Here is a 26300-nt window from a genome sequence, read left to right on the forward strand (position 1 = left end):
TTATTGTCTGTCATTCCTTTTCCTCTCATCCAGGGCGGCAATCAGCGCCTGGTTGGATGCACCTTCTGCATTAATGACCTGAGTGAACCCCAGCCTGCGGGCTTCATCGGCTACCCGTATGCTGGGCACAATCAATAAACGGCTTAGCAGCCAGTCCTTTGCACTGGCGGCGGTCAGTTGAACAAGATGATTCAGCAGCCCGCCGCTGGTGACGATAATACTGTCCACATCCCGGCTCTGCCAACTTTTCACCAGCATGCCGTCCGGATCGGGATGATAGCAGCGGCGATATACTTCGCAATACATCACCCGGGCCCCTCGTTGAGCCAGGGTTGGCGCAATCAGATCCCGGCCGCCATCGCCGCGCAGTATCACCACCCGGCGGCCGTGCAGTTGCCGGAGTTCCGGCAGGGAGATGACACCCTCGGAGCGGGAGTCTTCGGGCACGGCGACGCCGGTCAGGCCGATCGCGGAGAAGGCCTTGCCGGTGGCCGAGCCCACCGCGACGTAACTGGCGTCGGGCCAGGGCAAGCCCTGCTTGTTCAGGGCATTATCGGCGAAATTCACCGCCGGTACACTGACCGCTATCACATAATCCCGGGGGGACAAGGAGCCAAACAGGGCGGGGAGTCCGGCCAGACCGGCGCCCTCGGCAAAGCTGAGCAGGGGGGTGGCTACCGGCTGATGGCCCGCCTGCTGCAAGGCCTGGCACAGGCCCTGTGCCTGGGGCTCGGGGCGCACCACCAGCGGGATCATGACTGGTAGATCTCGGCCAGTATCTTGTCGGCCCCCCGGGCCAGCAGCCGTTTGGCCAGTTCGGCGCCCAGGGCCTCGCCCTGGCTGGCAAAGCCGGTGATCTCGTCGAAGATCATCTGGCTGCCGTCGGGCTTGCCGACCAGGCCCCGCAGCCAGATCTTGTCTCCTTCCAGTTCGGCATAAGATCCGATAGGAACCTGGCAGCCACCCTGCAGGCCCTGGTTCATGGCCCGCTCCGCCTGCACCCGCAGCCGGGTGGGATGGTGATCGAGCGGGGCCAGCAAGGCCTGTAGCTCGGGGTCGTCCAGCCGGCATTCGATGCCCACGGCGCCCTGGCCGTTGGCGGGCAGGCTCTCTTCCGGGCTGAGCAGGCAGGCGATGCGTGCTTCCAGCTCCAGCCGTTTGAGGCCGGCGGCGGCGAGGATGATGGCGTCGTATTCGCCGTCATCCAGCTTGCGCAGCCGGGTCTGCACGTTGCCGCGCAGGGTTTTTACCACCAGGTCCGGGCGGCGGGCGCGGATCTGGCATTCCCGGCGCAGGCTGGCGGTGCCGACCACGGCGCCGGCCGGCAGTTGGTCGAGCCGCTGGTACCGGTTGGACACGAAGGCATCGCGCGGATCTTCCCGCTCGCAGATCACGGTCAGGCCCAGGCCGTCGGGAAATTCCACCGGCACGTCCTTCATCGAGTGCACGGCAATGTCGGCGCGGCCGTCCAGCATCGCCTGCTCCAGCTCCTTGATGAACAGGCCCTTGCCACCGATCTTGGATAACGGGGTGTCGAGCAGCACATCACCCTGGGTGGTCATGGGGACCAGCTCCACGGTAATCTGCGGATGCAGCTGTTCCAGCCGGTCTTTGACATAATGGGCCTGCCACAGGGCCAGCAGGCTCTTGCGGGTGGCGATTCGGATGATGCGATTTGCCATTTGAATCTCTTCGTTTGTCCATTAATACGTCGATATTATCATCCCCGCCGGCGTATTTCAGGGAAGAAAGCAAAGTAGTCAACATGTTGCGAAAATGTATCGTGGAACATATTGTTCATTTACTGGCTAATTGTTACCATGATCACACTTTTGACCTGTTCCGGGTCTGTGTCGGTCCAACGAAGGCCTGTACCCTTGCACGCGAATTTTCATCGGCTCGTCGAGCGGTGTGACCAGTTTAATCAGCAAAAACAGGCTCGCGCCCTGGCGGTGATGAGCCGTTACGGACAGCAGGTGTTCCAGTTGCTGCCGGTGCTGTTGCATTACCACCACCCCCTGTTGCCGGGTTATCTGCCCGGTGATGTGCCTGTGGGTGTCTGCCACTTCCGGCCCAATGTGCGGCAACAGGAGTTTATCGACGAACTGTGTCAGGCGGCCAACGGCCATCAAGGCCTGCACAACGAACGCCGGGAAATCTTCGGGCTCTATTCCATGGGCAGCACCTCCTCCATCGGCCAGTGCCGCCATTCGGATCTGGACGTCTGGGTCTGCTATTCCCACCAGATGGCCCCCGAGCGGGTGGAACTGCTGCAACAGAAATGCATGCTGATCTCCAAGTGGGCAGAGCAGCGCCATGTGGAGCTTAACCTGTTCCTGATCCCGGACAACAAATTCCGCACCGACAACCAGCAATGGGTGCAAGGCGAGAGCTGCGGCAGCGCCCAGCACCTGTTGTTGCTGGACGAATTCTACCGCAGCAACCTGCGCATCGCCGGCAAACGGCTGGTGTGGATGTTCGCGCCGGGCAAACTCGGGCCCAAGTACGATCAGTTCGTGGCCGAGCAGTTCGCCAACGGCACCCTCAATACCGACGAATGGCTGGATCTGGGCGGTTTTGCCCGCATTCCGGCGGAGGAGTACTTCGGCTCGGCCCTGTGGCAGCTGTACAAGGGCATCGACTCGCCCTACAAGGCGGTGCTGAAGACGGTACTGATGGAAGCCTATTCCCATGAGTATCCGGATACCCAGCTGCTGTGCCGCCACCTCAAGGGACATTTCCAGTCATCCGAGGTGCTGGATGAATACCAGGATCACTACATGCTGATGCTGGAAAAGGTGACCGGTTATCTCAAGTCCATCGGTGACGACAAGCGGCTCGATCTGGTGCGGCGCTGTTTCTACCTGAAAGTGTCGGAAGGGCTGCACCGCACCCACGGCAACGACGATCAGTACGCCTGGCGGCGACGGCTGATCAACCGGCTGGTGGCGGCCTGGGGCTGGCCGGACGCCAAGCTGGCCCGGCTCGATGACCGGGCTCACTGGAAGGTGGAGGAGGTCAAGGCCGCCTACGGCGAGCTGCTCGAGGCGCTGATGCAGAGCTATCGCAACCTGATCCAGTTTGCCCGGCGCAACAATATCAGCGAGTCGATCAACCCGGAAGATATCGGCATACTGTCGCGCAAACTGTACGCGGCGTTCGAGAACCTGCCGGGCAAGGTGCAACTGATCAACCTGAAAATCGCGCCCGATCTGAGCGAGCCGGACATCAGCCTGGTGCAGGTGCCGGAAGGCCGGGTCAACAAGGCCGGCTGGTATCTGTACAAGTACGCCCTGTCCCCCACCGATATCATCGGGCGCAGCTCGCTGGAATACAGCGGCTATGCCAGCAAGCTGGTGGCCTGGGCCCACTTCAACGGGCTGCTGGTAAACGACACCCGCCTGCACCTGTTCAACCAGAATACGGACCTGAACAGGCAGCATGTGCAGGAGTTTTACCGGGATCTGGCACGGGTGTTCCCGGTGCGGATGCCGGCCCCTACCAACCTGGCCCTGAGCCGGCCCTGCGAGGTGCGCAACCTCGGGATTTACCTCAACCTGGAGCAGGATCCCACCGCCCGCTGGCAGGACAGGCCCATCGAATTCAGTGCCAAAACCAGCGATCCTTTCAGCTTCGGCCATCGGCTGGAGAACCTGGTGGGGTCGGTGGATCTGATCTATCGCAACTCCTGGGACGAGATCCGCACCCTGAACTTTGGCGGCCCCTCCGCCGTGGTGGACGCGCTCACCACGGTGCTCGGCAAGATGCATCAGGACGCCAATGCCCCGGAAAGTCTGGATGTGTTCTGTTACAGCCTGCATTTTCGCAGCCTGATCCGTACCCGGTTCGAGCAACTGGTGAAGGAGTGTATCGGCCTGCGGCTGGCGCGCCAGCAGGGAAGCACCATCAAGACCCTGCTGCTGGGCGCGGAAAAATACGGCATCTTCTTCGAACGGCGCGGAGTCAGCGTGCAGAAGATGGAAAATGCGGTCGATTTTTACCGCCAGCTGTCCAGCCAGAAACAGCACCGCCATGCCCTGCGCCTGGATCAGCGGGAAGACAAGTCCATACCGGATATCGTGGATGCCTATGCCAGTGAAGGCCTGATGCAGTTTTTCTTTGAAGACAGCGGCGACGGCTACAACCTCTATATTCTTGATGAGGCCAACCGTACCGAAGTCTATCGTCAGGTGTCCGGCAGCAAGGACGAACTGGTGCAGAGCATCAACCGCTTTTATACCTCGCATCACGAGCATGTCACCGGGCAGAGTCATTTTGCCAACTTCAACCTGCCGCAGTATTACGAGATAGTGGCCGAGGCAGGCCAGTTCCGGGTGCTGCCCTACCGCACCTTCAAGGAAGACCGGGCCTGCATGGGCAAGTAGCTGGGCTCAGGAGCGTACTGAAGTGACCGGACCCAGATAGGCATTGAGCTGACGGATATCGTCCACACCCACTTCGCCGGCGACCGCATTCAGCCGGAGGCGGGATAACAGATAGCCGACCTTGGCTTCCAGCAGATCCCGTTTGGCGATAAATACCTGTTCTTCGGCATTGAGAATATCCAGGTTGGTGCTGGTGCCGGACATAAAGCCCCGGCGGGATGACAGTACCGCCCGTTCGCTGGACAGCACCGCCTTTTCCAGCGCCTTCAGCCGGGCTTCATTGCTCTGTACCCGGCGAAACTCCCGGGTGGCGATGGTCCTCATCTCTTCCTGGGTGGCCCGCAGTGTGTGGTAGGACTGCTCGTAGCCGGCGGCGGCCTGGCGCACCTGGGCACTGCTCAAACCGCCGGAATACAGCTGCATCCGGAACTCGACCCCGAGCCAGCCGTATTCCTGACGCTGTTCACGGCTGGTGACGCTGTCACTCTCGTTGGCGGTGTAGCCCATCACCAGATCGAGGGTTGGCCAGTGACCGCTCCGGGCCAGGTTGATTTCTTCGTTGGCCACCGCCGATTCGAGCCGCCGGCTGAGGATCACCGGGTTGGCCGACAGCACTTTGTCGAGCCAGACGTCGAGGGCATCGGACTGCAGCCCCGAGGTGTGAAAGTCGTCGTTGAGGATGGCGAGCTGCTGCAGGGGCTCGCCCAGCAGCTCCTGTAACAGCTGCTGGGCGACCATCATGCGATCCTGGGCTTCGATCAATTCGGCTTCGGCCAGGTCCTGACGGGCGATGGCCTGGTCTACATCGATCACGGTGCCGTCACCCAGTTCGAAACGACGCTGTGCCTCGTCATGCTGCTGCTGGAAGGCGTTGAGCTTGGCTTCGGCCAGGCCGATGGTTTCGTGGGCCAGCAACACATCGAAATAGCGTTCGGCCAGCTGTACCGCCGCTTCCTGATGACGGGCGTCAAACACCGCCCCGCTCTGTTCGGCCCGGTGATCCCCCTGGCGGAATTCGGCCATTTTCTGCTTGTTGAACAACGGCTGGCGCAGTTGCAGAGTGGCGGCCTGGGATGAGTAGTCGAGATCGGAAGAGACCAGTTGTCCGCTGACATCGGGTTGCTTCAGGGTGCCGCGGTTTTCGTTGTGGTAGGCGGAGAGGCTGACGCTGGGGAGCAGTCCGGCCCGGCCGATGGCCCTGTGCTCCTCGCCGGCGTTTCGTTCATGGATAGCGGCCTGGTAACGAGGTCCTTGCTGTTGCAGCAGCGTCCAGGCCTGTTCCAGGTCCAGGGCTTTCACCGGTGCTGCCGCAATACTTCCCATGGCAATCAGGCACGCTATCCCTCGCATATTATTGCTCCTTGAATGCTTTATCGACCCTGTCCAGCAGGGGTTTCATCAGGTAACTCAGCAGGCTGCGTTCACCGGTCTTGATGGTCACGGTGGCGGGCATGCCGGCCCTGATCCGGTTGCTGCCCAGTAACTCCATGCCCTCCGGCAGCACCTCGACTTCAGCTAGATAATAGGGCTGGCCGCTGTCCTTGTCCATCAGCCGGTCGGCCGACACCGTGATCACCTGGCCGGGGATGTTCGGGGTCTGGGCGTGGTTGAAGGCCGGGAAGGCGATATCGACGGGCAGGCCGGGCTCCAGCCGGTCGATGCCCTGCACGGGGATCATGGCGTCGACCTGCAGCGGTTCGTTTTCCGGCACTATGTCCATAATTTGCTCCCCGGACTGGATAACGCCGCCCACGGTAGAGACGTTGAGCCCGAGCACGAAACCATCGATGGGGGAGCGGATCACGGTGTGGTTCACCTGATAATCCAGCGCCCGCAGCCGGTCGAACAGCGAGGCGGTTTCTTTCTGCTGATCGGTCAGGCGGGATTCTACTTCCTGATGGTATTTCTGCTTCAGTTGCAGCATCTGCAGCTTGAGTTCCGCTATTTCGGAGCGGGTTCTGCCCATTTCGGTCAGGTTCTCCGCCCTGCTGCTGTTGATTTCGGCGGCGCTGCGTTCCAGCTCCAGCAGGCGGTTGCGGGGCACATAGCCTTCCGCCGCCAGGGTCCGCACCCCGGACAGTTCCTGCCGGTAGTTACTGAGCTGGCCCTGGCGGATGCTCAGGATCTGCTCCAGCCCCTTTACCCGCTCCTCCGCGCCGCTCAGCTTTTCATTGAGGATGTTCATCTCGCCGTTCAGGGCGTTGCGCCGGGTGAAGAACAACTGCCGCTGCAAGGTGGTGGCCGACTCGAGCCGGGGATCGCCGGCAAATCGCTGCAGCAGCGCCGGGTCGAAGTACACGTCATCCAGCCCGTCGCGTTCCGCCTGCAGCCGGTCCTCGACCGTTCTGGCGATAATGTACTGGGTGCTGACTACGCCCTGCTCCGCGGTGGCCTGGGTGGCGTCCAGCCGCAATAGCTCCTGGCCCCGCGTCACCCGCTGTCCTTCCCGCACCAGGATGGCGTCGACATAGCCGCCGGTCAGGTGCTGTATGGTCTTGCGGTTATTGGTCACGTTGACCGTGGCGCTGGAGACGATACCGGCATCCAGCGGCGCCAGGCCGGACCAGCCCAGGAAGCCGCCGAAGCCGAGGAGGATCAGCAGCAGGCCGTATCTGACCGGGCGTTTGACGTCCACGTCCAGCACCTCGGCCGGATCCTTGACGGCGGGAAGGTAATATTGATTCGTTGCCATGATCATTTACTCCGCTGTTTTAACCGAGGCCAGGGGGGCGGCACTGGCCGATACCACGTTGGCCTTGCGCAGGGTGGCGAAAACGTCGTCCCGGGTGCCGAGCACCTGCATGTTGCCATCGTTCAGCATCAGCACCTTGTCTACCGCGGCCAGTATGCTGGGACGGTGAGTGATGAGGATCAGGGTGGTGTGGTGGCGCTTGATATCGGCAATGGCCTTGATCAGGGCGGCTTCGCCGATGTCGTCGAGGTTGGAGTTGGGCTCGTCGAGCACGATCAGCGCCGGCTCGCCATACATGGCCCTCGCCAGGGCGATGCGTTGTTTCTGGCCGCCGGAGAGCGGGGAGCCATCCATGCCCAGCACCGTATCGTAACCCCGGGAAAAATGGAGGATCATTTCGTGTACCCCGGCGCGTTTGGCGGCGGTGACGATGGCCTCGCTGTCGATGTCGCCGAAGCGGGCGATGTTCTCGGCGATGGTGCCCTCGAACAGCTCCACATCCTGGGGCAGGTAACCCAGCCAGGGGCCGAGTTCCTCCTTGTTCCACTGGAACACATCGGCATCATCGAGGCGCACCGTGCCGTACTGGGAGGGCCAGATCCCCACCAGCAGGCGGGCCAGGGTGGATTTCCCCGAGGCGGAAGGACCGATGATGCCGAGGACCTCGCCCGGCTGCAGGCTGAAGTTGATGCCCCGCAGTATGGTCTGGTTGGTACCCGGAATGGTGGCGATCAGGCCTTCCGCGCTCAGCTTGCCGGTGGGTTTAGGCAGGCTCATCAGGGAAGAGCGGGCAGGAAAGTCTTCCAGCAGCTCGGTGAGACGATGCCAGGAGGAGCGGGCGCCGAGCAGCTGCTTCCAGGTGGAGATGGCCAGCTCCACCGGCGCCAGCGCACGGCCCGAGAGGATGGAGCAGGCGATCATCATGCCCGGGGTGATTTCGCCCCGGATCGCCAGCCAGGCGCCGACCCCCAGCACCGTGGACTGCAGGGTCACCCGCACGAAGCGCCCGGCGCCGTTGATATAGGCGGCCCGGTCGGAAGCCAGGGACTGCATCTCCAGGGTGCGCAGGTGGTGGCCGAACCAGCGGTTACGAATGGCCGGCAGCATGCCCATGGCCTCGATCACCTCGGTGTTGCGCAGGTTGTTGTTGGCAAAGTTGCCGGACAGCACCGAAGCCTGGTTGGCTTCGGCCAGGGGCGATTGCGTTACTTTCTCCGTCAGCCAGGCGAGGCTCAGCAGGATCAGCGAGCCGACCAGCGACACCAGCCCGAGCAGGGGGTGGATCAGGTAGGCGATAAAGATGAACAGCGGGGTCCAGGGGGCGTCGAAAAAGGCGAACAACCCGTTGCCGGTAAGGAACTGGCGCACCTGGGACAGATCCTGCAGTGCCTGGGAGGGGGATCCACCGGAACGCCTGAGGTTGCGCTCGAAGGCGGCGCTGAAGATGCGTTTGTTGATGCTGGTATCCAGGCGGTTGCCGACGCGAATCATCACGCTGGAGCGAACCATTTCCAGCAGACCCAGCAACAGGTAGAGCCCGATGACCAGCAGGGAAAGCATCAGCAGGGTGTTGACGTTGCTGCTGACCAGAGCTCGGTCGTAGATTTGCAGCATGTAGACCGCCGGCGTGAGCATCAGCAGGTTGACGACACCGCTAAACGCAGCCAGTGAGATAAAGGTCCGACGCAAGCGAAACAGCACCTGTGCCAATTCGGAACCTGAAGTCGAAATCCGTTTCATGACTATGGCCCTCGTGTTGCCGCCCGATGGCGGTCAACCCAGCTTTGATTGAATCCCATTTTTGTTTTTTCAATGGGTTATAAAATGGTTAAGCGCAAAGCCAGTCCGTCCTGGGCCAGCTTTCAATTTCCCCGTAATTACAGGCTAGTTTAATAACCAAAAGTCGGATGGATTTTTTACAAGAAAAAAGATAAGTGAATTTCTATTGGTTTCCTTGACGGTCCGGTGTCCATGCACCACTAATTAACTCAAGTGCGCCAGGTGGATGGGCGAATACCGACTAAATAGAGTATATGGATTGCAACATTAATAGTCGGATAAGCCTTTAATATACAAAAGGATATGGATTTAAATAACGAATCGGGAGCCAATTGGATGCCAGTTCGGGCAGCAGGACCCCCAGGGATGGTGTGGCCGGGCTCTCCAGGGAAGGAGAGCGGATCTGCGCCCGGCCAGGGTTGTTGCACCAGGCGGCCACCGCTCGGTTATTGATAAGTCACGCTGGCGAGAAAGGGAATTTCGCTGTCAGTCTCACTTGAGCCAGCATTGATATGTGCCATGGAGGGAAGCCATGGAAGCTCAAGCCGTTCATCGGAAATATCTGTTCCGGGGGCATGATCCCCCGCCATTCTTGCCGTTTCCTGTATTTTCAGGCGCGGTGAGCTTATTCATCCTGTTCCTTTCAATAATTGGTAATAGTTAATTGCCAAGCAGGAGCTCTTTACTTTTTAAGTAAAGAGCGGGTGGGTAATAGGTACGGGTAATATTTTATCTCTGCTATCTGCCTGGCGCTGTTATCGAATAAAGATGGCGGCACCTGGTTATTGGAAAAATGGTTTCTCTCCGGAGGGGGATTATTTAATCATCTCCGGGTGAAGCCAAGCCAAATGGAGTGGCTATCATGGTTAAGTTAACTCAAAACGATCTGGACTTTATATTGCAACAGATCCATATCTCCGAGCGGCATGCGGCCGGGGAAAACCTGGCGGACATGATCCCCGAGCCCTTGCTGCCCTGGGGTGTACGCACCGTCGACGGTTCTTTTAATAACTTCCTGCCCGGCTCCGAGCATTTCGGCTCCGCCGATCAGCCCATGCCCCAACTGCTGGATCCGGAATTCCGCGATGGGGAAATGGGCACCTCCTACCTCGACAATACCGGCGCCGGGGTAGTGGACTCCCAGCCCAGAACCATCAGTAACCTGATCGTCGATCAATCACAGGACAATCCGGCGGCGGCGGCGGCGGCCGACAGCACGGTCGACTTTGGATCAGGTATTGCGAACAATGGCGACTTCTTTATTCCCAACCAGGCGCCGGATGAGGGCCTGACCGCGCCTTTTAACTCCTGGATGACCTTCTTTGGCCAGTTTTTCGACCATGGTCTGGACTTGATCAACAAAGGTGACAACGGCAGCGTCTTTATTCCGCTGCAACCCGACGATCCCTTGTTTGTGGAAGGCAGTCCCACCAACTTTATGATCCTGACCCGGGCCACCAACGAGGTCTTTATCGGCCCCAACGGGGAAGAAATCCGTACCCAGGTCAACCAGACCACCCCTTTTGTCGACCAGAACCAGACCTATACCTCCCACGCTTCCCACCAGGTGTTTCTGCGGGAATACGAGCTGGACGGTGCCGGTAATCCGGTGTCCACCGGTCACCTGCTGGACGGCGCCACCGGCGGCCTGGCCAACTGGGCCGAGGTCAAGGCCCAGGCCCTGGATATGTTGGGTATTGCACTGACCGATGCAGATGTGCTCAATGTGCCGCTGCTGGCCACCGACCTTTACGGCAAGTTTATTCCCGGTGCCAACGGCTATGCCCAGCTGGTGATGGCGGACGGCAGTCTGCTGGAAGGAACCGAGGGTGGCGTCAGCACCGAAGGCGCGTTGCGCACCGGCCATGCCTTCCTGGATGATATCGCTCATGCGGCGGTACCGGTGCTGGTGGATGGCGTGCCCGATCCGACCGCCTACGATGCCGCCCTGCTGGAAGCTCACTTTATTACCGGCGACGGCCGCGGCAACGAAAATATCGGCCTGACCACGGTACACCATGTGTTCCACTCCGAGCACAACCGCCTGGTGGAACATGTGCAGGATCTGATACTGGCCAGCGGCGATGCGGACTATATCGCCCAGTGGCAATTGTCTCCGGGCGTATGGAACGGGGAGTATCTGTTCCAGGCGGCGCGCTTCGTTACCGAAATGGAATACCAGCACTTGGTGTTCGAAGAATTCGCCCGCACCATACAGCCGGCGATAGACCCCTTCTTCTTCTCCAATAACGCGGATATCGATCCGGCCATCGTCGCCGAGTTTGCCCATGTGGTGTACCGCTTCGGCCACTCCATGCTGACCGATACCATCGATCGGGTAAATATGGACATGACCGAGGATCCCATCGGGTTGATCCAGGCTTTCCTCAATCCCATCGAGTTCAATAATAGTGGGGTGGATGCGGACGCCGCCGCCGGCGCCATTATTCGCGGCATGACCCGGCAGACCGGCAACGAGATCGATGAGTTCGTGACCAGTGCCCTGCGCAACAATCTGCTGGGCTTGCCGCTGGATCTGGCGACCATCAATATCGCCCGGGGCCGGGATGTGGGCGTGCCCTCGCTTAACCATGCCCGGGCCCAGTTCTTTGAAGCCTCCGGCGACAGCCAGCTGCGCCCCTACGACAGCTGGGTGGATTTTGCCCAGAACATCAAGAACCCGGCGTCCATTATCAACTTTATCGCTGCCTACGGTACCCATGGCTCCATCACCGCGGAGACCACGCTGGCAGGCAAGCGGGATGCCGCTACCCTGTTGGTGATGGGGGGAGATGGTGCGCCTGGTGACAGGGTGGATTACCTTAACAGCACCGGCAGCTGGGCCGGAATGGAAACCGGCCTGAACGATGTGGACTTCTGGGTTGGCGGCCTGGCCGAGGAGAATATGCCGTTCGGCGGCTTCCTTGGCCCTACCTTCAACTTCGTGTTCGAGGTGCAGCTGGAAAACCTGCAGGAAGGGGATCGCTTCTACTACCTGAGCCGGACCCAGGGCCTGAACCTGCTGAACGAGCTGGAAAACAACTCCTTCGCCAAGCTGATTATGGCCAACACCGACCTGGGCAGCCCCGGTTCATCCCACCTGCCCGGCGCCATCTTCCAGTCGGTCAGCCATATCCTGGAAATGAACGAAGCCCTGCAGATAGGTCCGGATCCGACTCAGGATGATCCCATCCTCAATGCCCTCAGCCCCTTTGTGGTGCGGCGGGATATCGACAATGACGGCGACTGGGACTACCTGCACTATACCGGTGCCGACCACGTAGTGCTCGGTGGTACTGAAGAGATGGATACCCTGATCGGCGGCAAGGGTGACGATACCCTCTGGGGCGACGGCGGCAACGACCGGCTCGAAGGCGGCTATGGGGTGGATACCATCCATGGTGGTGCCGGCGATGATATCATCACCGACTCCGGCGACAACGACGTCATCCACGGCGACGACGGCAACGACGTGATCCATACCGGCCCCGGTGACCTGGACTTGATCTTCGGTGGTGGCGGTACCGACTATATTATCGGCGGTCCCGACAGCAAGGAAATCTTCGGCGGTACCGGTGATGACTTTATCTATGCCGGTGACGGCCCCAGCTTTATCCTCGGTAATGAGGGGGACGACTGGCTGGAGGGCGGCCCGCGCTTCGATACCCTCGCCGGGGAAAACTCCGAACTGTTCTTCAACAGTTCCATCATCGGCCACGACGTCATGCTCGGTGGCGGTAACGATACCGACTTCGACGGCGAGTCCGGCGACGATATCATGGTGCAGAACACCGGTATCAGCCGTAACGAAGGCATGCTCGGCTTCGACTGGATTACCCACAAGAACAATCCCCTTGCCGCCGACTCCGACTTGCGACTGCGGGTGTTCGAAACGGATTTCGAGGATATCCTGCGCAACCGCTTCGATCGGGTGGAGGGGGTATCCGGATGGATCCATGACGATGTGCTGATCGGCGATGATCGGGGCATGGTTGATCCCGAAGGGGCTGAGCTGGATGCCGAACTGACCATGGTCGGCCATGAGCTAACCCAGGCCGGGGTGGATCGTATCGATGGCCTGATCGACATCCTCGGCATCAGGGCCAACGCCAATCCTACCAACGACCCGGATGCGGTGATTTTCAACAGTGGCGAAAACGCCGGTAATATCATCATGGGTGGCGGTGGCAGCGATATCATCACCGGCAAGGGCGCCAACGATATTATCGACGGCGACGCCTGGCTCAACGTGCGTATCGCGGTCAGCGGCGTGGATGGCCTGACCTCCATCGAGAGCCTCAAGGATATCGAATCCCGCATGTTCTCCGGCGAGATCAACCCCGGTCAGCTCAGCATAGTGCGGGAAATCCTGAATGGCGGCCAGGTCGGGGATATCGATACCGCCGTCTATTCGGACGTGATGGCCAGCTACGATATCGTGGAAAACCCGGCCGACCTCAGCTGGACGGTGACGCACGCCCGCGGCACCCTGCTGGATGGCAGCGACTTGCTGCGCAATATCGAGCGGCTGCAGTTCAGCGATGTCACCATGGATCTGGTCAGCGGCAACCTGCTGGCATCGGGCACCCCCGAGGTCAACGATACCACCCCCACCGAGGGGCAGGAGCTGACCGCCGGTCTCGGCTCGCTCGTCGATCTGAATGGCACCAACAACTCGACCTTCAGCTATCAGTGGCAGGTGGGCAGTGGCCTGACCTTTGTCAATATAGCGGGGGCGGTCGGGGCGACCTTTACGCCGACCCAGGATCAGGTCGGTCAGCAGTTGCGGGTGGTGGTGTCTTTTAGTGACGATGTCGGCTTCCTGGAAACAGTGGCATCGGTACCGACCGGAGTGGTGGGGGATCTCTACTCGGGTTCGGCCCTCGGCGATATTGTGTCGCTGACGCTCGGCAATGACATTGCCCGGGGTTTCGCGGGCGACGATCAACTGCTCGGTTCAGGAGGTGATGACTGGCTGTCGGGCGCCAACGGGAATGATTCGTTGCATGGCCAGGGAGGCAACGATGTGCTGCTGGGGGGGGCGGGCACCGATACCCTCTACGGGGATGATGGCGACGACCTGCTGAATGGTCATGGCGGGGACGATCAGCTTGCCGGTGGTGCGGGTAACGATACCCTCTACGGCGGTGGCAACAACGACACCCTTGGCGGCAACGCCGGAGACGACCTGCTCTATGGCCAGGGTGGCAACGATGTCCTCTTCGGTGGGGTCGGCAACGATTTTCTCGCCGGTAACGCCGGGGATGACCAGCTACAAGGGGGCCTGGGCAATGACAGTCTCTATGGGGGCCATGGTAACGACCTTATGGCAGGCAACGCCGGAGATGACATGCTCTATGGTGGCCAGGGCAACGACAACCTCTATGGTGGTGATGGTAGCGACTTCATGACCGGCCAGGGCGGGGACGACCTGTTGGTGGGGGGGCTGGGTAACGACGCACTCTATGGTGCGGCGGGGAACGACACCCTGAATGGTCAGGAGGGGGACGATGTGTTGGATGGGGGGACCGGTAACGACCTGCTTATCGGTGCCGCCGGCAACGACACCTTCGCCTTCTCCCAGGCCAACTTCGGTCTGGATACCATTCAGGACTTTACCTCCGGTCAGGACCTGATGGATATCTCCGCCCTGGGCGTCACCAGCGCCAACTTCGCCAGCCAGGTCGTGATTACCGACGGCGGTGTGGATGCCATCGTTACCATCGGTGGCAGCAGCATCACTCTGGTGGGGGTAACGGCAGTGGTGGAAGCGGACTTTATCCTGGCTGCCTGAGCAGGGTAATACCGAAGCCTGCAGTGGCTGAATAAGGCAAGGCCACCCGGTGTTCCGGGTGGCCTTTTTATATGTGCCAAATAAAAAATGCCCCGAATCGTTTCGGGGCATTTTTGGGGGCTTGGTTCAGGCGCCGTTTCAGGCGTACTGGCGGTTGGCGAACAGTGAATACTGGCCGTTGTCCCGGCGGCGTGCCACGCTGATCAGCGCCAGCATGCCGGTAATACCTGCGACAATCAGCAGCGGGTAGAAGGCCATCACCTCGGTCAGGGAGTATTTCCAGGACAGCGGGCGGGCAATCCCCAGCATGGCGGCATAGAACCAGGACACGGCGGAGAAAGTGCCGCTGGTCACGGCCAGCATCTGGGCATTGGGCGTCATCCGGAGCATGGCGCCGGCCTTGAGCATCAGCGGCATCACGGTGTTATGCAGCAGTATGCCGTTCAGGGTCAGCAGCGACACTATGATGATCTTGGCCTGCAATTTAGGGTTGTTGAAGTATTCCAGGCCCGCGCCCGATACGTCCAGTCCGATAATGCTGATGCCGGTGAGCCAGAGGATGGCCAGCGACAGGGAAACCACCTTCTGCAGGCTGTTGAAGTGTGGTTTGTCGAAGGTGGCGGCCGCGCCATGTTTCAGCATTTTCTTTGCCATGGAAATATCGCTGGTCAGCACCAGGCCGACGGCGACACAGCAGGCCAACAGATGCACATAGACGATACCCATGCGCAGCAGTTCCATAAAAGTCTCATTTTGAATCAATGAAGTGAGTGTGTTCATAATGGCTTCATTCCACTTGTCAATGTTATCGGCCGTATCCCGGGTGGTTATGCATATCCACTACCCAGGCTGACCGTGCCCCTCGGGGCTCTCCAGATACAGGGGCAAACCATTACGTCTGGTTGTACCCCTCCCGTTGTTTACTTTCCCATGGGCGCTTTCTGATCGCCTTATGATCAAAAAGTGAGCGAGAAGGTACCATCGCCCCTGAGGGGGTTCAAGCAGGATTTATCCTGAAAAAGTGACGTTATATGCAGACACTATTGGTAGTGAGTACTCGCATGGTACTGTTGTGACGGGGCTTGAGCTTCAAAAAGGACCGGGTGAAAAATCATCAATCTGGCGTGATGGAAGTTGGGAGGAGACGCCGTATTTTTGCACTAAGTAACTATTTTGCAATCCATTGTTGGTGGTTTCCGGGGGCGTCGGCAAGGCCGTTGGTATCGTCACAAAGGTCTGAATGAATCTTTTTATCGGTATGTATCATAATGGCGACAAAGTTTTTTTAGTGTCGCCAAAAAAAAGCAGGGGAGGGTGTTCGAAGGAAGCCGATCCGGTAACTTAGTTTCAGTTTGCCGGGCCGGTGATGGAGGGGTGCCCGGGTAGGTAACAAATCGAAGTTAGACTCGGGTGGGTTTGTCTATCCGGCATCAGGGGCGGATTATCCCATTCCCGGTTGATTTTTGCACGCTCTGGTTGCTTGAAAAAGCAACAGGCCCGGACTCGCCGGACCCGATTGTTGTCTGTACAAGCGTCAGAGGGGGAGTTCGACGCCACCCTGGCGCCGGGCCTGCAGGCTGAGCCAGCTCAGCAGTTCGTGCCCCTGGCGGTTGTCGATCCACTTGTCCCCCTGCAGGGCGAAGTGGTGGCCGTTTTCCCGGGTGGCCAGCCAGATCTGGTGCAGCGGCTCCTGGCGGTTGATCACGAACTTGACGCCGTTTTCGAAGGTCAGGGTCATCACGCCGCCGATGGTCTCGCAGTCGATATCGATTCCGCTCCGGTCGATACACTCTTCGATATGCTGGTAAATGGCGTCCGCCAAGGCATGGAATTCACTGTCTTTCATCGTCCGCTTCCTATTGCTTTTGAGAATCTGAATGCGATTATAAGAGCCTGGAACCATATTCACAGTCATACGATGAACAAATTCAAGCTGACCGCGCTGGTTGCCCTGGCCCTGAGCCTGGCGGGTTGTGGCCTCAAGGGGCCACTGACCCTGCCCGAAGCGCAGCAGGAGCAGCCCCGGGTTGAGCAGTCGTAAAGGAAACTACCTTGGATTACTTTAATTATCAGGACGATGGCCGCCTCTATGGCGAAGCCTGCGATCTTACTCGTTTAGCCGAGCAGCACGGCACCCCTCTTTATATATACTCCCGCGCCACCCTGGAGCGTCACTGGAAAGCCTTCGATCAGGCGGCCGGTGAGGTCGACCACCTGATCTGTTATGCGGTCAAGGCCAACTCCAACCTGGCGGTGCTGAACGTGCTGGCGCGGCTGGGCTCGGGCTTCGATATCGTCTCCAAGGGGGAATTGAGCCGGGTGATCGCCGCCGGCGGCGATCCGCGCAAGGTGGTGTTTTCCGGGGTCGGCAAGCGGGTCGACGAAATCCGCTTCGCCCTGGAGCAGCAGATTTTCTGTTTCAACGTCGAGTCGGTGGCGGAACTGGAGCGCATCAACCGGGTGGCGGGCGAGATGGGTCTCAAGGCGCCGGTGTCCATCCGGGTCAACCCGGATATCGACGCCGGTACCCATCCCTATATCTCCACCGGCCTCAAGGAAAACAAGTTCGGCATTCCCATCGAGCAGGCCCGGGACATCTATCGCCAGGCGGCGGCCCTGCCTCACCTCGAGGTCAACGGCGTCGACTGCCATATCGGCTCCCAGCTCACCGAGCTGGCGCCCTTCCTCGAGGCGGTGGACAAGCTGCTGGTGCTGATCGACGGCCTGGCCGAGGACGGCATCCATATCCATCACCTGGACGTGGGCGGCGGCCTGGGGGTGCGCTACGACCAGGAGGCACCGCCCGAGCCCAGCCGCTACGCCGAGCAGCTCAAGGCCCGCCTGCAGGACCGCAACCTGACCCTGGTGTTCGAGCCGGGCCGGGCCATTGCCGCCAACGCCGGCGTGCTGCTGACCCGGGTGGAGCACCTCAAGCCGGGTGAGGCCAGGAATTTCGCCATCGTCGACGCCGCCATGAACGATCTGATCCGCCCGGCGCTGTACAGCGCCTGGCAGGCCATCATTCCGGTCGATTCCACCCTGCAGCGTGACGCCGCCGTCTACGACGTGGTGGGTCCGGTGTGCGAAACCGGCGACTTTATCGGCAAGGACCGTACACTGTCGATTACCGAGGGGGATCTGCTGGCGGTGCGCTCCGCCGGCGCCTATGGTTTTGTGATGGCCTCCAACTACAACAGCCGCCCCCGCGCCGCCGAGATCATGGTAGACGGGGATCAGGCCTTTGTGGTGCGCGAGCGGGAACAACTGACCGAGCTGTGGCGGGGCGAAAGCCTGCTGCCCGGCGCCTGAGGGGTTAGCGTGATCCACTTTTCCAAAATGCATGGGCTCGGCAACGACTTTATGGTGGTCGACGGCGTTACCCAGAAGGTATTTTTCAATCCCGAGGTGATAAGGCAGCTCGCCGACCGTCACTTCGGGATCGGCTTCGATCAACTGCTGTTGGTGGAACCGCCCTATGATCCCGAGCTCGACTTCCACTACCGCATCTTCAACGCCGACGGCTCCGAGGTGGAGCAGTGCGGCAACGGCGCCCGCTGTTTCGCCCGTTTTGTGCGGCTCAAGGGGCTGACCAACAAGGACAGGATCAACGTCAGCACCCAGAAGGGCAACATAGTGCTGCAGCTCGAAAAGGACAACCAGGTCACCGTCAACATGGGGGTGCCCGAGTTCGAGCCGGCCAATATTCCGTTCAAGGCGCAGAAGGCGGAAAAGACCTACCTGATCCGGGCCGAAGAGCAGACGGTACTGTGCGGCGCCGTGTCCATGGGCAATCCCCATTGCGTGCTGGAAGTGGACGACATCGACACCGAGCTGGTGGCTACCCTGGGCCCCGAGCTGGAGAACCACGAGCGCTTCCCGGCCCGGGTCAACGTCGGCTTTATGCAGCTCCTCAACGCCCGGGAGATCAAGCTGCGGGTGCATGAGCGCGGCGCCGGCGAGACCCTGGCCTGCGGCACCGGCGCCTGCGCGGCGGCGGTGATGGGCATGAGCTGGGGCAAACTGGCCGACCGGGTGCAGGTACACCTGCCCGGCGGCACCCTCACCATTGCCTGGAAGGGGCCGGGCAAGCCGGTGTACATGACCGGCCCGGCGGAACACGTCTTCGACGGACAGATTAACCTATGACCGACAGAACCCAACGGGCGGAAATCAGCCTGGACGATACCCGGATTGCCGAGTATCTGGCGGCGCAACCGGATTTCTTTGTGCGCCAGCGGGGGCTGCTGGAGCAACTGCGGCTGCCCCACGAACAACGGGGCAGCGTGTCGCTGGTGGAGGCCAAGCTGGAGCGTCAGCGCCAGCGCATTCATGCGCTGGAAGAGGAGATCACCCAGCTGATGACGGTGGCCGGGGAGAACGAGCGCATCTTCCGGGTCTATCTGGACCTGTTTCCCCGGCTGTTCGAATGTACCCGCCTGGGTGAGCTGGAGCGGTGCATGCGCCGCACCCTGCAGGAGCAGTTGCGGGTGTCGGCGGTGCGGCTGGTACCGGACGCCCGCCGGCATCCGTCGGCGCAGGCGCTGGATGGCGAACAACTGGAGCGGCTGTACCGGGAGCGGATGGCGGGCCAGGACGTGTACCTGGGCCGGCTCGGCAAAGACGAGAAGCTGCGACTGTTCGGGGATGCCCTGGTCAATTCCTGCGCCCTGATCCGCCTGGGGCGGCAAGGGGAAATGGGGCTGCTGGCCTTCGGCAGCGCCGACAGCGGCCACTACCGGCTGGGCATGGATACCCTGATCATCCGCCAGCTCGCCGACTTCCTCGCCCTGCTGCTGCCCCGGCTGGTGGCCGATGGCGAAGCCTGAGCCGGCCGCGCCGAAACTGGCCTTGGTCATCGCCGACTTTATCGAATACCTGCGGGTGGAGCGCCAACTGAGCGCCCACACTCGCGACGGCTACGGCCGTCACCTGCATGCCATGGCCGGGCAACTGGCCGAGCTGCGCCTGACCCGATGGCGGGAGCTGACCGTGGCCCATGTGCGCGGCCTGGCCACCCGCCTGCACAAGCAGGGTCTGTCGCCCCGCTCCATCGCCGCCAAGCTCAGCGCCCTGCGCAGCTTCTGCGACTGGCTGATCCTCCAGGGCCAGCTCGCCGCCAATCCGGCCAAGGGGGTCAGTGCCCCCAAGCAGGGCCGGCCCCTGCCCAAGAACCTGGACGTGGACGAGCTGCACCAATTGATGAACATCGGCGAGTCCGAGCCGCTGGCGGTGCGGGATCGGGCCATCATGGAGCTGATGTATTCCTCCGGCCTGCGCCTGGCCGAGCTGGTCAGTCTCGACCTGGGCGATGTGCAGTTTGCCGAGCGCCAGCTGCGGGTGATCGGCAAGGGCAACAAGGAGCGTATCCTGCCGGTGGGGCGGATGGCGCTGGAGTGGCTGGGGAAATGGCTGTCGGTGCGGGGCGAACTGGCCGGGCCGGATGAGCCTGCGCTGTTCGTCAGCCAGCAGCGCAGGCGCATTTCCCATCGCAGCGTGCAGCTGCGCCTGGCTCAATGGGGCAGCAAACAGGCGCTGTCGAGCCATATCCATCCCCACAAGCTGCGCCACTCCTTCGCCACCCATATGCTGGAATCGAGCGGCGATCTGCGCGCGGTGCAGGAGCTGCTGGGCCATGCCGATCTCGCCACCACCCAGATCTACACCCACCTCGACTTCCAGCACCTGGCCAACGCCTACGACCAGGCCCACCCCAGGGCCAAACGGCGCAAGGAAGAGGAATAGCCGCCCTAATCTCCAAGACCTGGCACCGGTTTTTTGGTTAGAATCCCCCATCCCCCATCTCCCTTTACCCGGAACCCAGGATGCGCTTTTACAAACGACTCGGCCCCGTCAAGGTACTCAGCTTCGATCTGGACGACACCCTGTACGACAACGTACCGGTGATGGCGGCGGCGGAAACCTGGCTGCTCGACGCCCTCAAGCAGGATCACCCCGAGTCCACCCTGCTCGGCAAGGAATCACTGGCGGCAGTCAAGCGACAACTGCTGCAGGAGCGGCCCGAACTGGCCCACGATGTCAGCGCCTGCCGGCGGGCGGTGCTCACCGAGGGCCTGCGCCGCCAGGGGGTGGCCGAGGCGCGGGCCGCAATGCTCGCCGAGGAGTATTACCTGGGCTTTCTGGCCGAGCGTGGCCGCATCCAGGTGCCCGAGGTGACCCACAGGGTGCTCTCTACCCTGGGCCTGCGCCACCGGCTGGCGGTGATCACCAACGGCAACCTGCCGCTGGAGCGCACCGAGCTGGCACCCTATTTCGAGACGGTGCTCCGGGCCGGGCCCGATGGCCGGATGAAGCCGGCGCCGGACATGTTCCTGGCTCTGGCCGAACGGCTGGGGGTGGCGCCGTCCGAGATCCTGCATGTCGGCGACCATATCAACACCGACGTGGCCGGCGCCGTGCGCAGTGGCTGCCAGGCGGTGTGGCTCAACGACAACGGTCGCAGCGAAGCGGATCTGCATTGTCTGCCCCAGGTGACCCTGGAGCGGTTGGAGCAGCTGCTGGAGCTGTTATAATCGCCGACATACTGTAAATATTCCCAGGAGATGTGATGGATGTATCCAGCCTGCTTGACGGCATGAACGACAAGCAAAGAGAGGCGGTGGCCGCCCCTTCCCAGAACATGCTGGTGCTGGCCGGGGCCGGCAGCGGCAAGACCCGGGTGCTGGTGCATCGCATCGCCTGGCTGATGCAGGTAGAGCAGGTGCCGGCCTCCGCCATACTGGCGGTGACCTTCACCAACAAGGCGGCCGCCGAGATGCGCGGCCGGGTGGAGCAACTGCTGGGCGGGCGCCTGTTCGGGCTCTGGCTCGGCACCTTCCACGGCCTGGCCCACCGGCTGCTGCGCGCCCACCACCTGGACGCTAACCTGCCCCAGGATTTCCAGATCCTCGACTCGGACGACCAACTACGGCTGTTGCGCCGCATCCTCAAGAGCCTGAACCTGGACGAGAAACAATGGCCGCCGCGCCAGGCCGCCGGCTTTATCAACGCCCGCAAGGACGAGGGCCTGCGCCCGGGCGATATCCAGGTGATCAACGACCCGCTGCAGAAAACCTACCGCCAGATCTACCAGGTCTACCAGGACACCTGCGACCGGGCCGGGCTGGTCGACTTCGCCGAGCTGTTGCTGCGCGCCCACGAGCTGTGGCTCAACAAGCCGCACATACTGCAGCATTATCAGGACCGATTCCGCCATATCCTGGTGGATGAGTTCCAGGACACCAACAGCATCCAGTACGCCTGGCTGCGGATGCTGGCCGGCGAGCGGGCCCGGGTGATGATAGTGGGCGACGACGATCAGTCCATCTACGGCTGGCGCGGAGCCCGGGTGGAGAACATCGCCCGCTTCCTGGCCGACTTCCCCGGCGCCGAGACCGTCCGCCTGGAGCAGAACTATCGCTCCACCGGCACCATCCTCAAGGCCGCCAACCGCCTTATCGCCAACAACGCCGAGCGCATGGGCAAGGAGCTGTGGACCGAGGGTGCCGAGGGTGAGCCCATCGCCGTGTACAGCGCCTTCAACGAGGTGGACGAGGCCCGCTTCGTGGTGGAGCGCATCAAGCAGTGGCGCCAGCAGGACGGGGCCCTGAGCGAAAGCGCCATCCTCTACCGCAACAACGCCCAGTCCCGGGTGCTGGAAGAGGCGCTGATCCAGGAGCGCCTGCCTTACCGCATCTACGGCGGCCTGCGCTTCTTCGAGCGGCAGGAGATCAAGGACGCCCTCGGCTACCTGCGCCTTATCAACAACCGGGGCGACGAGGCGTCGTTCGAGCGCATCGTCAACACCCCCACCCGCGGTATCGGCGAGCGCACCCTGGGGCTGATTCGCGACGCGGCCCGGGACCGCCAGCTGACCCTGTGGCAGTCGGCCTGGGCGCTGGTGGAGGAAAAAATCCTCACCGGCCGGGCGGCCTCGGCGGTGAGCCGTTTCCTGGCGCTGATCAACCAGCTGGAGGACGACACCCGGGAGTTGCCGCTGCACCTGCAGACCGACCGGGTGATCGAGCTGTCCGGGCTCAAGGCCATGTACCTGGCGGAAAAGGGCGAAAAGGCTCAGTCCCGGGTGGAGAACCTGGAGGAGCTGGTCAGCGCCACCCGCCAGTTCAGCCCGGCGGAGGAGGACGAGATGTCGCCGCTGTCGGCCTTTCTGTCCCATGCCGCACTGGAGGCGGGCGAGGGTCAGGCGGATCAGTTCGACGACGCGGTACAGCTGATGACGCTGCACTCGGCCAAGGGCCTGGAGTTCCCGCTGGTGTTCATGGTGGGGGTGGAAGAGGGCATGTTCCCCAGCCAGCTGTCGGCGGAAGAGAGCCGGCGGCTGGAGGAGGAGCGCCGGCTGGCCTACGTGGGCATGACCCGGGCCATGCACAAGCTCTATATCAGCCATGCGGAGAGTCGCCGCCTCTACGGCCGGGAGATGTTCCACCGACCCAGCCGTTTCATCAAGGAGCTGCCCACCGACTGCCTGGAGGAGATCCGGCTCAAGGCGAAAGTCACCCGGGCCCTGCCCAACGGCCGCTTCAGCCAGGACCGGGTGCAGGAGACCTTCGACCAGACCGGTTTCCGCCTGGGCCAGCGGGTGCTGCACCCCAAGTTTGGCGAAGGCATAGTGCTCAACTTCGAGGGTGCCGGCGGCCAGAGCCGGGTGCAGGTCAACTTCGACGACGGCGGCGCCAAGTGGCTGGTCACCGCCTACGCCAGGCTGGAAGCGCTCTGAGTTTGATATCGATCAGCATCGGGAGCAGGCGGCAATGGTACAACAGCGCCGTTTGTTCAATCCGGAGACCGAGATGACCCATGCCCATGACTTGCTGCACACCCTGCTGGCCCACGCCAGGCCGGTGCCCGCCACCCATATCCACGCCTTTGTGGCCGAACGCTTCGGCAAGGCGGCCCGTTTCTGTACCTGCTCCCACCAGGATCTGAGCCTGGACGAACTGCTGCCCATCATGCAGGCCAAGGGCAAGCTGGTGCTGACCGAGCAGGGCTGGCAGCTCAACTTCGCCGAAGTCTGCGCGCACTGAGCCTTTCAGGGGCCGGCCCCTGTCATATCCTCGTCAATTCCCCCGCCACCAACCACAGGATGGAGCCGGCCACGCCGCAGAACAGCAGGCCGCAGAGGGCATTGATCGGCCGACTCCAGGCCAGCAGCCGGGTCTGCACCCGGGGCGACGACAGCCACCAAGCCAGGGCCAGGAACCACAGCAGGCTGAGCAGGAACAGCTCCAGCACCAGCAGGCCGCGGGTCAGCCAGCTCACCTCGGGCCCGACCAGGGCGGCGAGCAGGCCCACAAAGAACACCAGCGCCTTGGGGTTGAGCAGATTGGTGTTGAACCCGATCCAGAATCCCTTGTCCGGCAGCCCGGTTACAGCGGTGGCACCGAGCGCGTCCGGGGCGGGGGCCAGCGCCGCCCTGAGTGCGCCCCAGCCCAGCCAGCCCAGGTAGGCGGCGCCGAGCAGCCGGACCAGGGTAAACAGCAGCGGGTGGCCCTGGATCAGCAGGCTGATGCCGGTGAGGCTGAGCAGGCTGTGCACCAGTATGCCGGCGGCGATGCCGATGGCCGCGCCCAAGGCGGCCCGGCGCCGGGCCGAGAAGCGCAGCATCAGCGCCAGGTCCGGCCCCGGGCTGGCCAGCGCCACCAGGTGAATGAATCCTATGGTGAGAAGAAGGGATGTATCCATGTGCGGCTCCGGTGAGGGGGATGCTCACAGCCTAGGGTGCCGGCGGGCCGCCGGCTTGTAACTTATTGCATCTGAGCGCGGAAGCGGGCGGGGGTGATGCGATAGGCGGCCACGAAGGCGCGGTGGAAGTGGGCCTGATCGAAAAAGCCTACCGCCAGGGCGGTGTCGGCGACGGCGCGGCCCCGGGCCAGGTGTTTCTTGGCGGCCTCCAGCCGCAGCCGCCGGAGGTAGGCGTGGGGCGTTATGCCCACGGCCGCCTTGAACCGGCGCAAAAACTGGAAGCGCGAGAGGCCGGCGTCGGCGGCGAGTTGTTCCAGAGGGTGGGGCTGGTCCAGTTCGGCCAGCAGCCGGTCGCGCAGGCGGCCGAGGGTGGCGGCCTCCAGCGGCCGTTGGTCACGATAGGGGAAGAAGCCGGACAGCAGGGCCAGCAGTTGGCTCTCGGCTTCCTCCGGGGCCAGCGTCCCTTGCTCCAGCTGCCGATGCAACCCGAGGCTCTGTCGGTAGAGTTGGGGTTGGTGCAGCAGGGGCCGGCCGAAAAAGGGCGGGGCCTGCTCCAGCTCTTGCGCCAGCGCGGCCATCAGCTCCGGGGCGAGGGAAAACACCCGTACCCGAAAGCCCAGATCGCCGAAGCAGCTGCCGTCGTGGGCGATGTCCGGGTTGAGCAGCGACAGCTGGCCCGGCGCCAGCGGCGCCGAGCTGCCCTGGTGGATGAAGTTCTGCGCCCCCTGCTCGACCAGGCCGAGATGGTAGTCGAGGTGGACATGGCGGCCGTAGCGGAAGGCCACATGATCCGCCAGGCACAGCTCCAGGCCGCTCAGACCCGGGTATTTCCAGTATTTGACGTCGCTCATCCGGTTATTTTAGCGGCTCCGGGCCGCCGCTGTTTTGTAAAACATTGCGCCGCCGCTGACGCAGGCCATCGAGGGTGTAGATCACCAGCGCGGTCCAGATCAGGGCGAAGGTGATCACCTTGTCCCGGGTGAAGGGCTCGTCGTAGAGCAGCACCGCCAGCAGGAACATCAGGCTGGGGCCCAGGTACTGGAAGAAGCCGAGGGTGGACAGCCGCAGGCGCCTGGCGGCGCCGGCGAACAGCAGCAGCGGCGCCGTGGTGACGATGCCGGCAGAGATCAGCCAGAGGTTCAGGCTGAGCGGGTTGTCGCCCAGGTGGCTGGTGGCGGTGTCGGCAAAGCCCCACAGGTAGAGGGCGGCGGCGGGCAGCAGCACCAGGGTTTCCAGCATCAGGCCGGTAAAGGGGTCGACCGGGACTTTCTTGCGGATCAGGCCGTAGCAGCCGAAAGACAACGCCAGCACCAGCGCCACCCAGGGCAGGCTGCCGAACACCAGTATCTGGATGACGACGCCCAGGCCGGCCAGCCCCACCGCCAGCCACTGCATGGGGCGGAAGCGCTCGCCCAGGAACAGCATGGCCAGCACGATGTTGAACAGCGGGTTGATGTAGTAGCCCAGGCTGGCATCCAGCATATGGTCGTTGTTGACCGCCCAGATGAACACCAGCCAGTTGAGGCCGATGGTGACCGACGACAACAGCAGCATCAGCAACTGGCGCGGCTCGCGCAGCAGGGCCCTGACCCGGGGCCAATAGCCGAGGGCGCTGATCAGTGCCAGCAGCAGCAGGAAAGACCAGATCACCCTGTGGGTCAGGATCTCGAAGGCCGGCACCGCCGTCAGCTGCTTGAAATAGATGGGGGCGATACCCCACAGGAAATAGGCACCCAGGGCGTACAGGGCGCCTTGGGCGGCTTGGTCTTTTTCCATGGTCAGAAATCTGGTGAGAGGGCAGAAAGCCAGTTTAGCCACAATCCCGGGGGGCTTACCAGTAGCAAATGTAACTAAATAGCCGGCCCGGACCCGTGCCGGTGCCTGCCGCGACGCCGGGCCCGGTTTATTGTTGTCGCCCCCTGCTTTACAATGCCCCTTCCCTTGAAGAGAA

Annotated in this window: 20 protein-coding genes; 10 read left to right on the forward strand and 10 right to left on the reverse strand. The window is 62.1% G+C overall.

Annotation, left to right across the window (positions count from 1 at the left end; all coding sequences use genetic code 11):
• Positions 1-756, reverse strand: coding sequence for a uroporphyrinogen-III synthase (locus C7H85_RS10645; protein ID WP_106729696.1), 756 nt, complete (start codon positions 754-756; stop codon positions 1-3).
• Positions 753-1682 carry a hydroxymethylbilane synthase gene (gene hemC, locus C7H85_RS10650; RefSeq protein ID WP_106729697.1) on the reverse strand — a complete coding sequence of 310 codons (930 nt, stop codon included), beginning with the start codon at positions 1680-1682 and terminating at the stop codon, positions 753-755. The genes C7H85_RS10645 and hemC overlap by 4 nt, the downstream gene beginning before the upstream one ends.
• A 195-nt stretch (positions 1683-1877) precedes the next feature.
• Between hemC and C7H85_RS10655 the strand changes: the two genes are divergently transcribed.
• Positions 1878-4385 (forward strand): class I adenylate cyclase, encoded by a 2508-nt coding sequence (locus C7H85_RS10655; protein ID WP_245879644.1) that lies wholly within the window; start codon positions 1878-1880, stop codon positions 4383-4385.
• 6 nt (positions 4386-4391) lie between these two features.
• On the opposite strand, the gene C7H85_RS10660 is transcribed toward C7H85_RS10655, so the two are convergent.
• Genes C7H85_RS10660 through C7H85_RS10670 form a run of 3 tightly spaced genes read right to left on the reverse strand, consistent with a single transcriptional unit; the run spans position 4392 to position 8817 of the window.
• The gene (locus C7H85_RS10660) at positions 4392-5735 is read right to left on the reverse strand and encodes a TolC family outer membrane protein (protein ID WP_210433626.1); all 1344 of its coding nucleotides are present in this window, start codon (positions 5733-5735) and stop codon (positions 4392-4394) included.
• A gap of 1 nt (position 5736) precedes the next feature.
• A complete protein-coding gene (locus C7H85_RS10665; protein WP_210433627.1) occupies positions 5737-7077 on the reverse strand; it encodes an HlyD family type I secretion periplasmic adaptor subunit in 1341 nt (446 codons plus the stop codon).
• Between the two features lie 6 nt (positions 7078-7083).
• Entirely contained in the window at positions 7084-8817 is a 1734-nt protein-coding gene (locus tag C7H85_RS10670; protein WP_106729701.1) for a type I secretion system permease/ATPase, read from the reverse strand.
• Between the two features lie 901 nt (positions 8818-9718).
• Between C7H85_RS10670 and C7H85_RS20100 the strand changes: the two genes are divergently transcribed.
• The gene (locus C7H85_RS20100; protein ID WP_106729702.1) at positions 9719-14650 is read left to right on the forward strand and encodes a peroxidase family protein; all 4932 of its coding nucleotides are present in this window, start codon (positions 9719-9721) and stop codon (positions 14648-14650) included.
• Between the two features lie 138 nt (positions 14651-14788).
• Here the strand turns inward: C7H85_RS20100 and C7H85_RS10680 are convergent, their stop codons facing one another.
• On the reverse strand, positions 14789-15391 hold the full coding sequence (locus tag C7H85_RS10680; RefSeq protein WP_210433628.1) for a hypothetical protein: 603 nt from the start codon (positions 15389-15391) through the stop codon (positions 14789-14791).
• A 793-nt stretch (positions 15392-16184) separates the two neighbouring features.
• Positions 16185-16496, reverse strand: a complete 312-nt coding sequence (gene cyaY, locus C7H85_RS10685) for an iron donor protein CyaY (RefSeq protein ID WP_106729704.1) — start codon at positions 16494-16496, stop codon at positions 16185-16187.
• A gap of 72 nt (positions 16497-16568) precedes the next feature.
• On the opposite strand from cyaY, the gene lptM reads away from it, so the two are divergent.
• The 8 genes from lptM to C7H85_RS10720 all read left to right on the forward strand — a co-directional run bounded on the left by lptM (position 16569) and on the right by C7H85_RS10720 (position 23691).
• Complete coding sequence (gene lptM, locus C7H85_RS19720) at positions 16569-16691, forward strand: LPS translocon maturation chaperone LptM (protein ID WP_158260080.1); 123 nt, start codon at positions 16569-16571, stop codon at positions 16689-16691.
• 11 nt (positions 16692-16702) lie between these two features.
• The gene (gene lysA, locus C7H85_RS10690; RefSeq protein ID WP_106729705.1) at positions 16703-17959 is read left to right on the forward strand and encodes a diaminopimelate decarboxylase; all 1257 of its coding nucleotides are present in this window, start codon (positions 16703-16705) and stop codon (positions 17957-17959) included.
• Between the two features lie 9 nt (positions 17960-17968).
• A complete protein-coding gene (gene dapF, locus C7H85_RS10695) occupies positions 17969-18796 on the forward strand; it encodes a diaminopimelate epimerase (protein ID WP_342749336.1) in 828 nt (275 codons plus the stop codon).
• Positions 18793-19476: a DUF484 family protein gene (locus C7H85_RS10700; protein ID WP_106729706.1), complete on the forward strand. Its 684-nt coding sequence runs from the start codon at positions 18793-18795 to the stop codon at positions 19474-19476. Before dapF ends, C7H85_RS10700 begins: the two co-directional genes overlap by 4 nt.
• Positions 19463-20392, forward strand: a complete 930-nt coding sequence (gene xerC / locus C7H85_RS10705; RefSeq protein WP_106729707.1) for a tyrosine recombinase XerC — start codon at positions 19463-19465, stop codon at positions 20390-20392. Before C7H85_RS10700 ends, xerC begins: the two co-directional genes overlap by 14 nt.
• A gap of 80 nt (positions 20393-20472) precedes the next feature.
• A complete protein-coding gene (locus C7H85_RS10710) occupies positions 20473-21180 on the forward strand; it encodes an HAD-IA family hydrolase (RefSeq protein WP_106729708.1) in 708 nt (235 codons plus the stop codon).
• Between the two features lie 35 nt (positions 21181-21215).
• Entirely contained in the window at positions 21216-23384 is a 2169-nt protein-coding gene (uvrD, locus tag C7H85_RS10715; RefSeq protein WP_106729709.1) for a DNA helicase II, read from the forward strand.
• Between the two features lie 34 nt (positions 23385-23418).
• Positions 23419-23691 carry a YecH family metal-binding protein gene (locus C7H85_RS10720; RefSeq protein WP_106729710.1) on the forward strand — a complete coding sequence of 91 codons (273 nt, stop codon included), beginning with the start codon at positions 23419-23421 and terminating at the stop codon, positions 23689-23691.
• 22 nt (positions 23692-23713) lie between these two features.
• Here C7H85_RS10720 and C7H85_RS10725 read toward each other — a convergent pair whose 3' ends face one another.
• From C7H85_RS10725 to rarD, 3 genes are all read right to left on the reverse strand, one after another.
• Positions 23714-24349 (reverse strand): LysE family translocator, encoded by a 636-nt coding sequence (locus C7H85_RS10725; protein ID WP_106729711.1) that lies wholly within the window; start codon positions 24347-24349, stop codon positions 23714-23716.
• A gap of 62 nt (positions 24350-24411) precedes the next feature.
• A complete protein-coding gene (locus tag C7H85_RS10730; RefSeq protein WP_106729712.1) occupies positions 24412-25200 on the reverse strand; it encodes an AraC family transcriptional regulator in 789 nt (262 codons plus the stop codon).
• Between the two features lie 4 nt (positions 25201-25204).
• Positions 25205-26125 carry an EamA family transporter RarD gene (rarD, locus tag C7H85_RS10735; RefSeq protein WP_106729713.1) on the reverse strand — a complete coding sequence of 307 codons (921 nt, stop codon included), beginning with the start codon at positions 26123-26125 and terminating at the stop codon, positions 25205-25207.
• Positions 26126-26300: the final 175 nt, after the last annotated feature.

It is taken from the genome of Zobellella endophytica (assembly GCF_003012775.1).
GTDB lineage: Bacteria > Pseudomonadota > Gammaproteobacteria > Enterobacterales > Aeromonadaceae > Oceanimonas > Oceanimonas endophytica.

Excerpts from the sequence above, each read along its gene's own strand:
- C7H85_RS10645 (WP_106729696.1), bottom strand. The coding sequence starts at position 756 with ATGATCCCGCTGGTGGTGCGCCCCGAGCCCCAGGCACAGGGCCTGTGC.
- hemC (WP_106729697.1), bottom strand. The coding sequence starts at position 1,682 with ATGGCAAATCGCATCATCCGAATCGCCACCCGCAAGAGCCTGCTGGCC.
- C7H85_RS10660 (WP_210433626.1), bottom strand. The coding sequence starts at position 5,735 with ATGCGAGGGATAGCGTGCCTGATTGCCATGGGAAGTATTGCGGCAGCA.
- C7H85_RS10665 (WP_210433627.1), bottom strand. The coding sequence starts at position 7,077 with ATGGCAACGAATCAATATTACCTTCCCGCCGTCAAGGATCCGGCCGAG.
- C7H85_RS10670 (WP_106729701.1), bottom strand. The coding sequence starts at position 8,817 with ATGAAACGGATTTCGACTTCAGGTTCCGAATTGGCACAGGTGCTGTTT.
- C7H85_RS20100 (WP_106729702.1), top strand. The coding sequence starts at position 9,719 with ATGGTTAAGTTAACTCAAAACGATCTGGACTTTATATTGCAACAGATC.
- C7H85_RS10680 (WP_210433628.1), bottom strand. The coding sequence starts at position 15,391 with ATGGAACTGCTGCGCATGGGTATCGTCTATGTGCATCTGTTGGCCTGC.
- cyaY (WP_106729704.1), bottom strand. The coding sequence starts at position 16,496 with ATGAAAGACAGTGAATTCCATGCCTTGGCGGACGCCATTTACCAGCAT.
- lptM (WP_158260080.1), top strand. The coding sequence starts at position 16,569 with ATGAACAAATTCAAGCTGACCGCGCTGGTTGCCCTGGCCCTGAGCCTG.
- C7H85_RS10700 (WP_106729706.1), top strand. The coding sequence starts at position 18,793 with ATGACCGACAGAACCCAACGGGCGGAAATCAGCCTGGACGATACCCGG.
- xerC (WP_106729707.1), top strand. The coding sequence starts at position 19,463 with ATGGCGAAGCCTGAGCCGGCCGCGCCGAAACTGGCCTTGGTCATCGCC.
- C7H85_RS10710 (WP_106729708.1), top strand. The coding sequence starts at position 20,473 with ATGCGCTTTTACAAACGACTCGGCCCCGTCAAGGTACTCAGCTTCGAT.
- uvrD (WP_106729709.1), top strand. The coding sequence starts at position 21,216 with ATGGATGTATCCAGCCTGCTTGACGGCATGAACGACAAGCAAAGAGAG.
- C7H85_RS10720 (WP_106729710.1), top strand. The coding sequence starts at position 23,419 with ATGGTACAACAGCGCCGTTTGTTCAATCCGGAGACCGAGATGACCCAT.
- C7H85_RS10725 (WP_106729711.1), bottom strand. The coding sequence starts at position 24,349 with ATGGATACATCCCTTCTTCTCACCATAGGATTCATTCACCTGGTGGCG.
- C7H85_RS10730 (WP_106729712.1), bottom strand. The coding sequence starts at position 25,200 with ATGAGCGACGTCAAATACTGGAAATACCCGGGTCTGAGCGGCCTGGAG.
- rarD (WP_106729713.1), bottom strand. The coding sequence starts at position 26,125 with ATGGAAAAAGACCAAGCCGCCCAAGGCGCCCTGTACGCCCTGGGTGCC.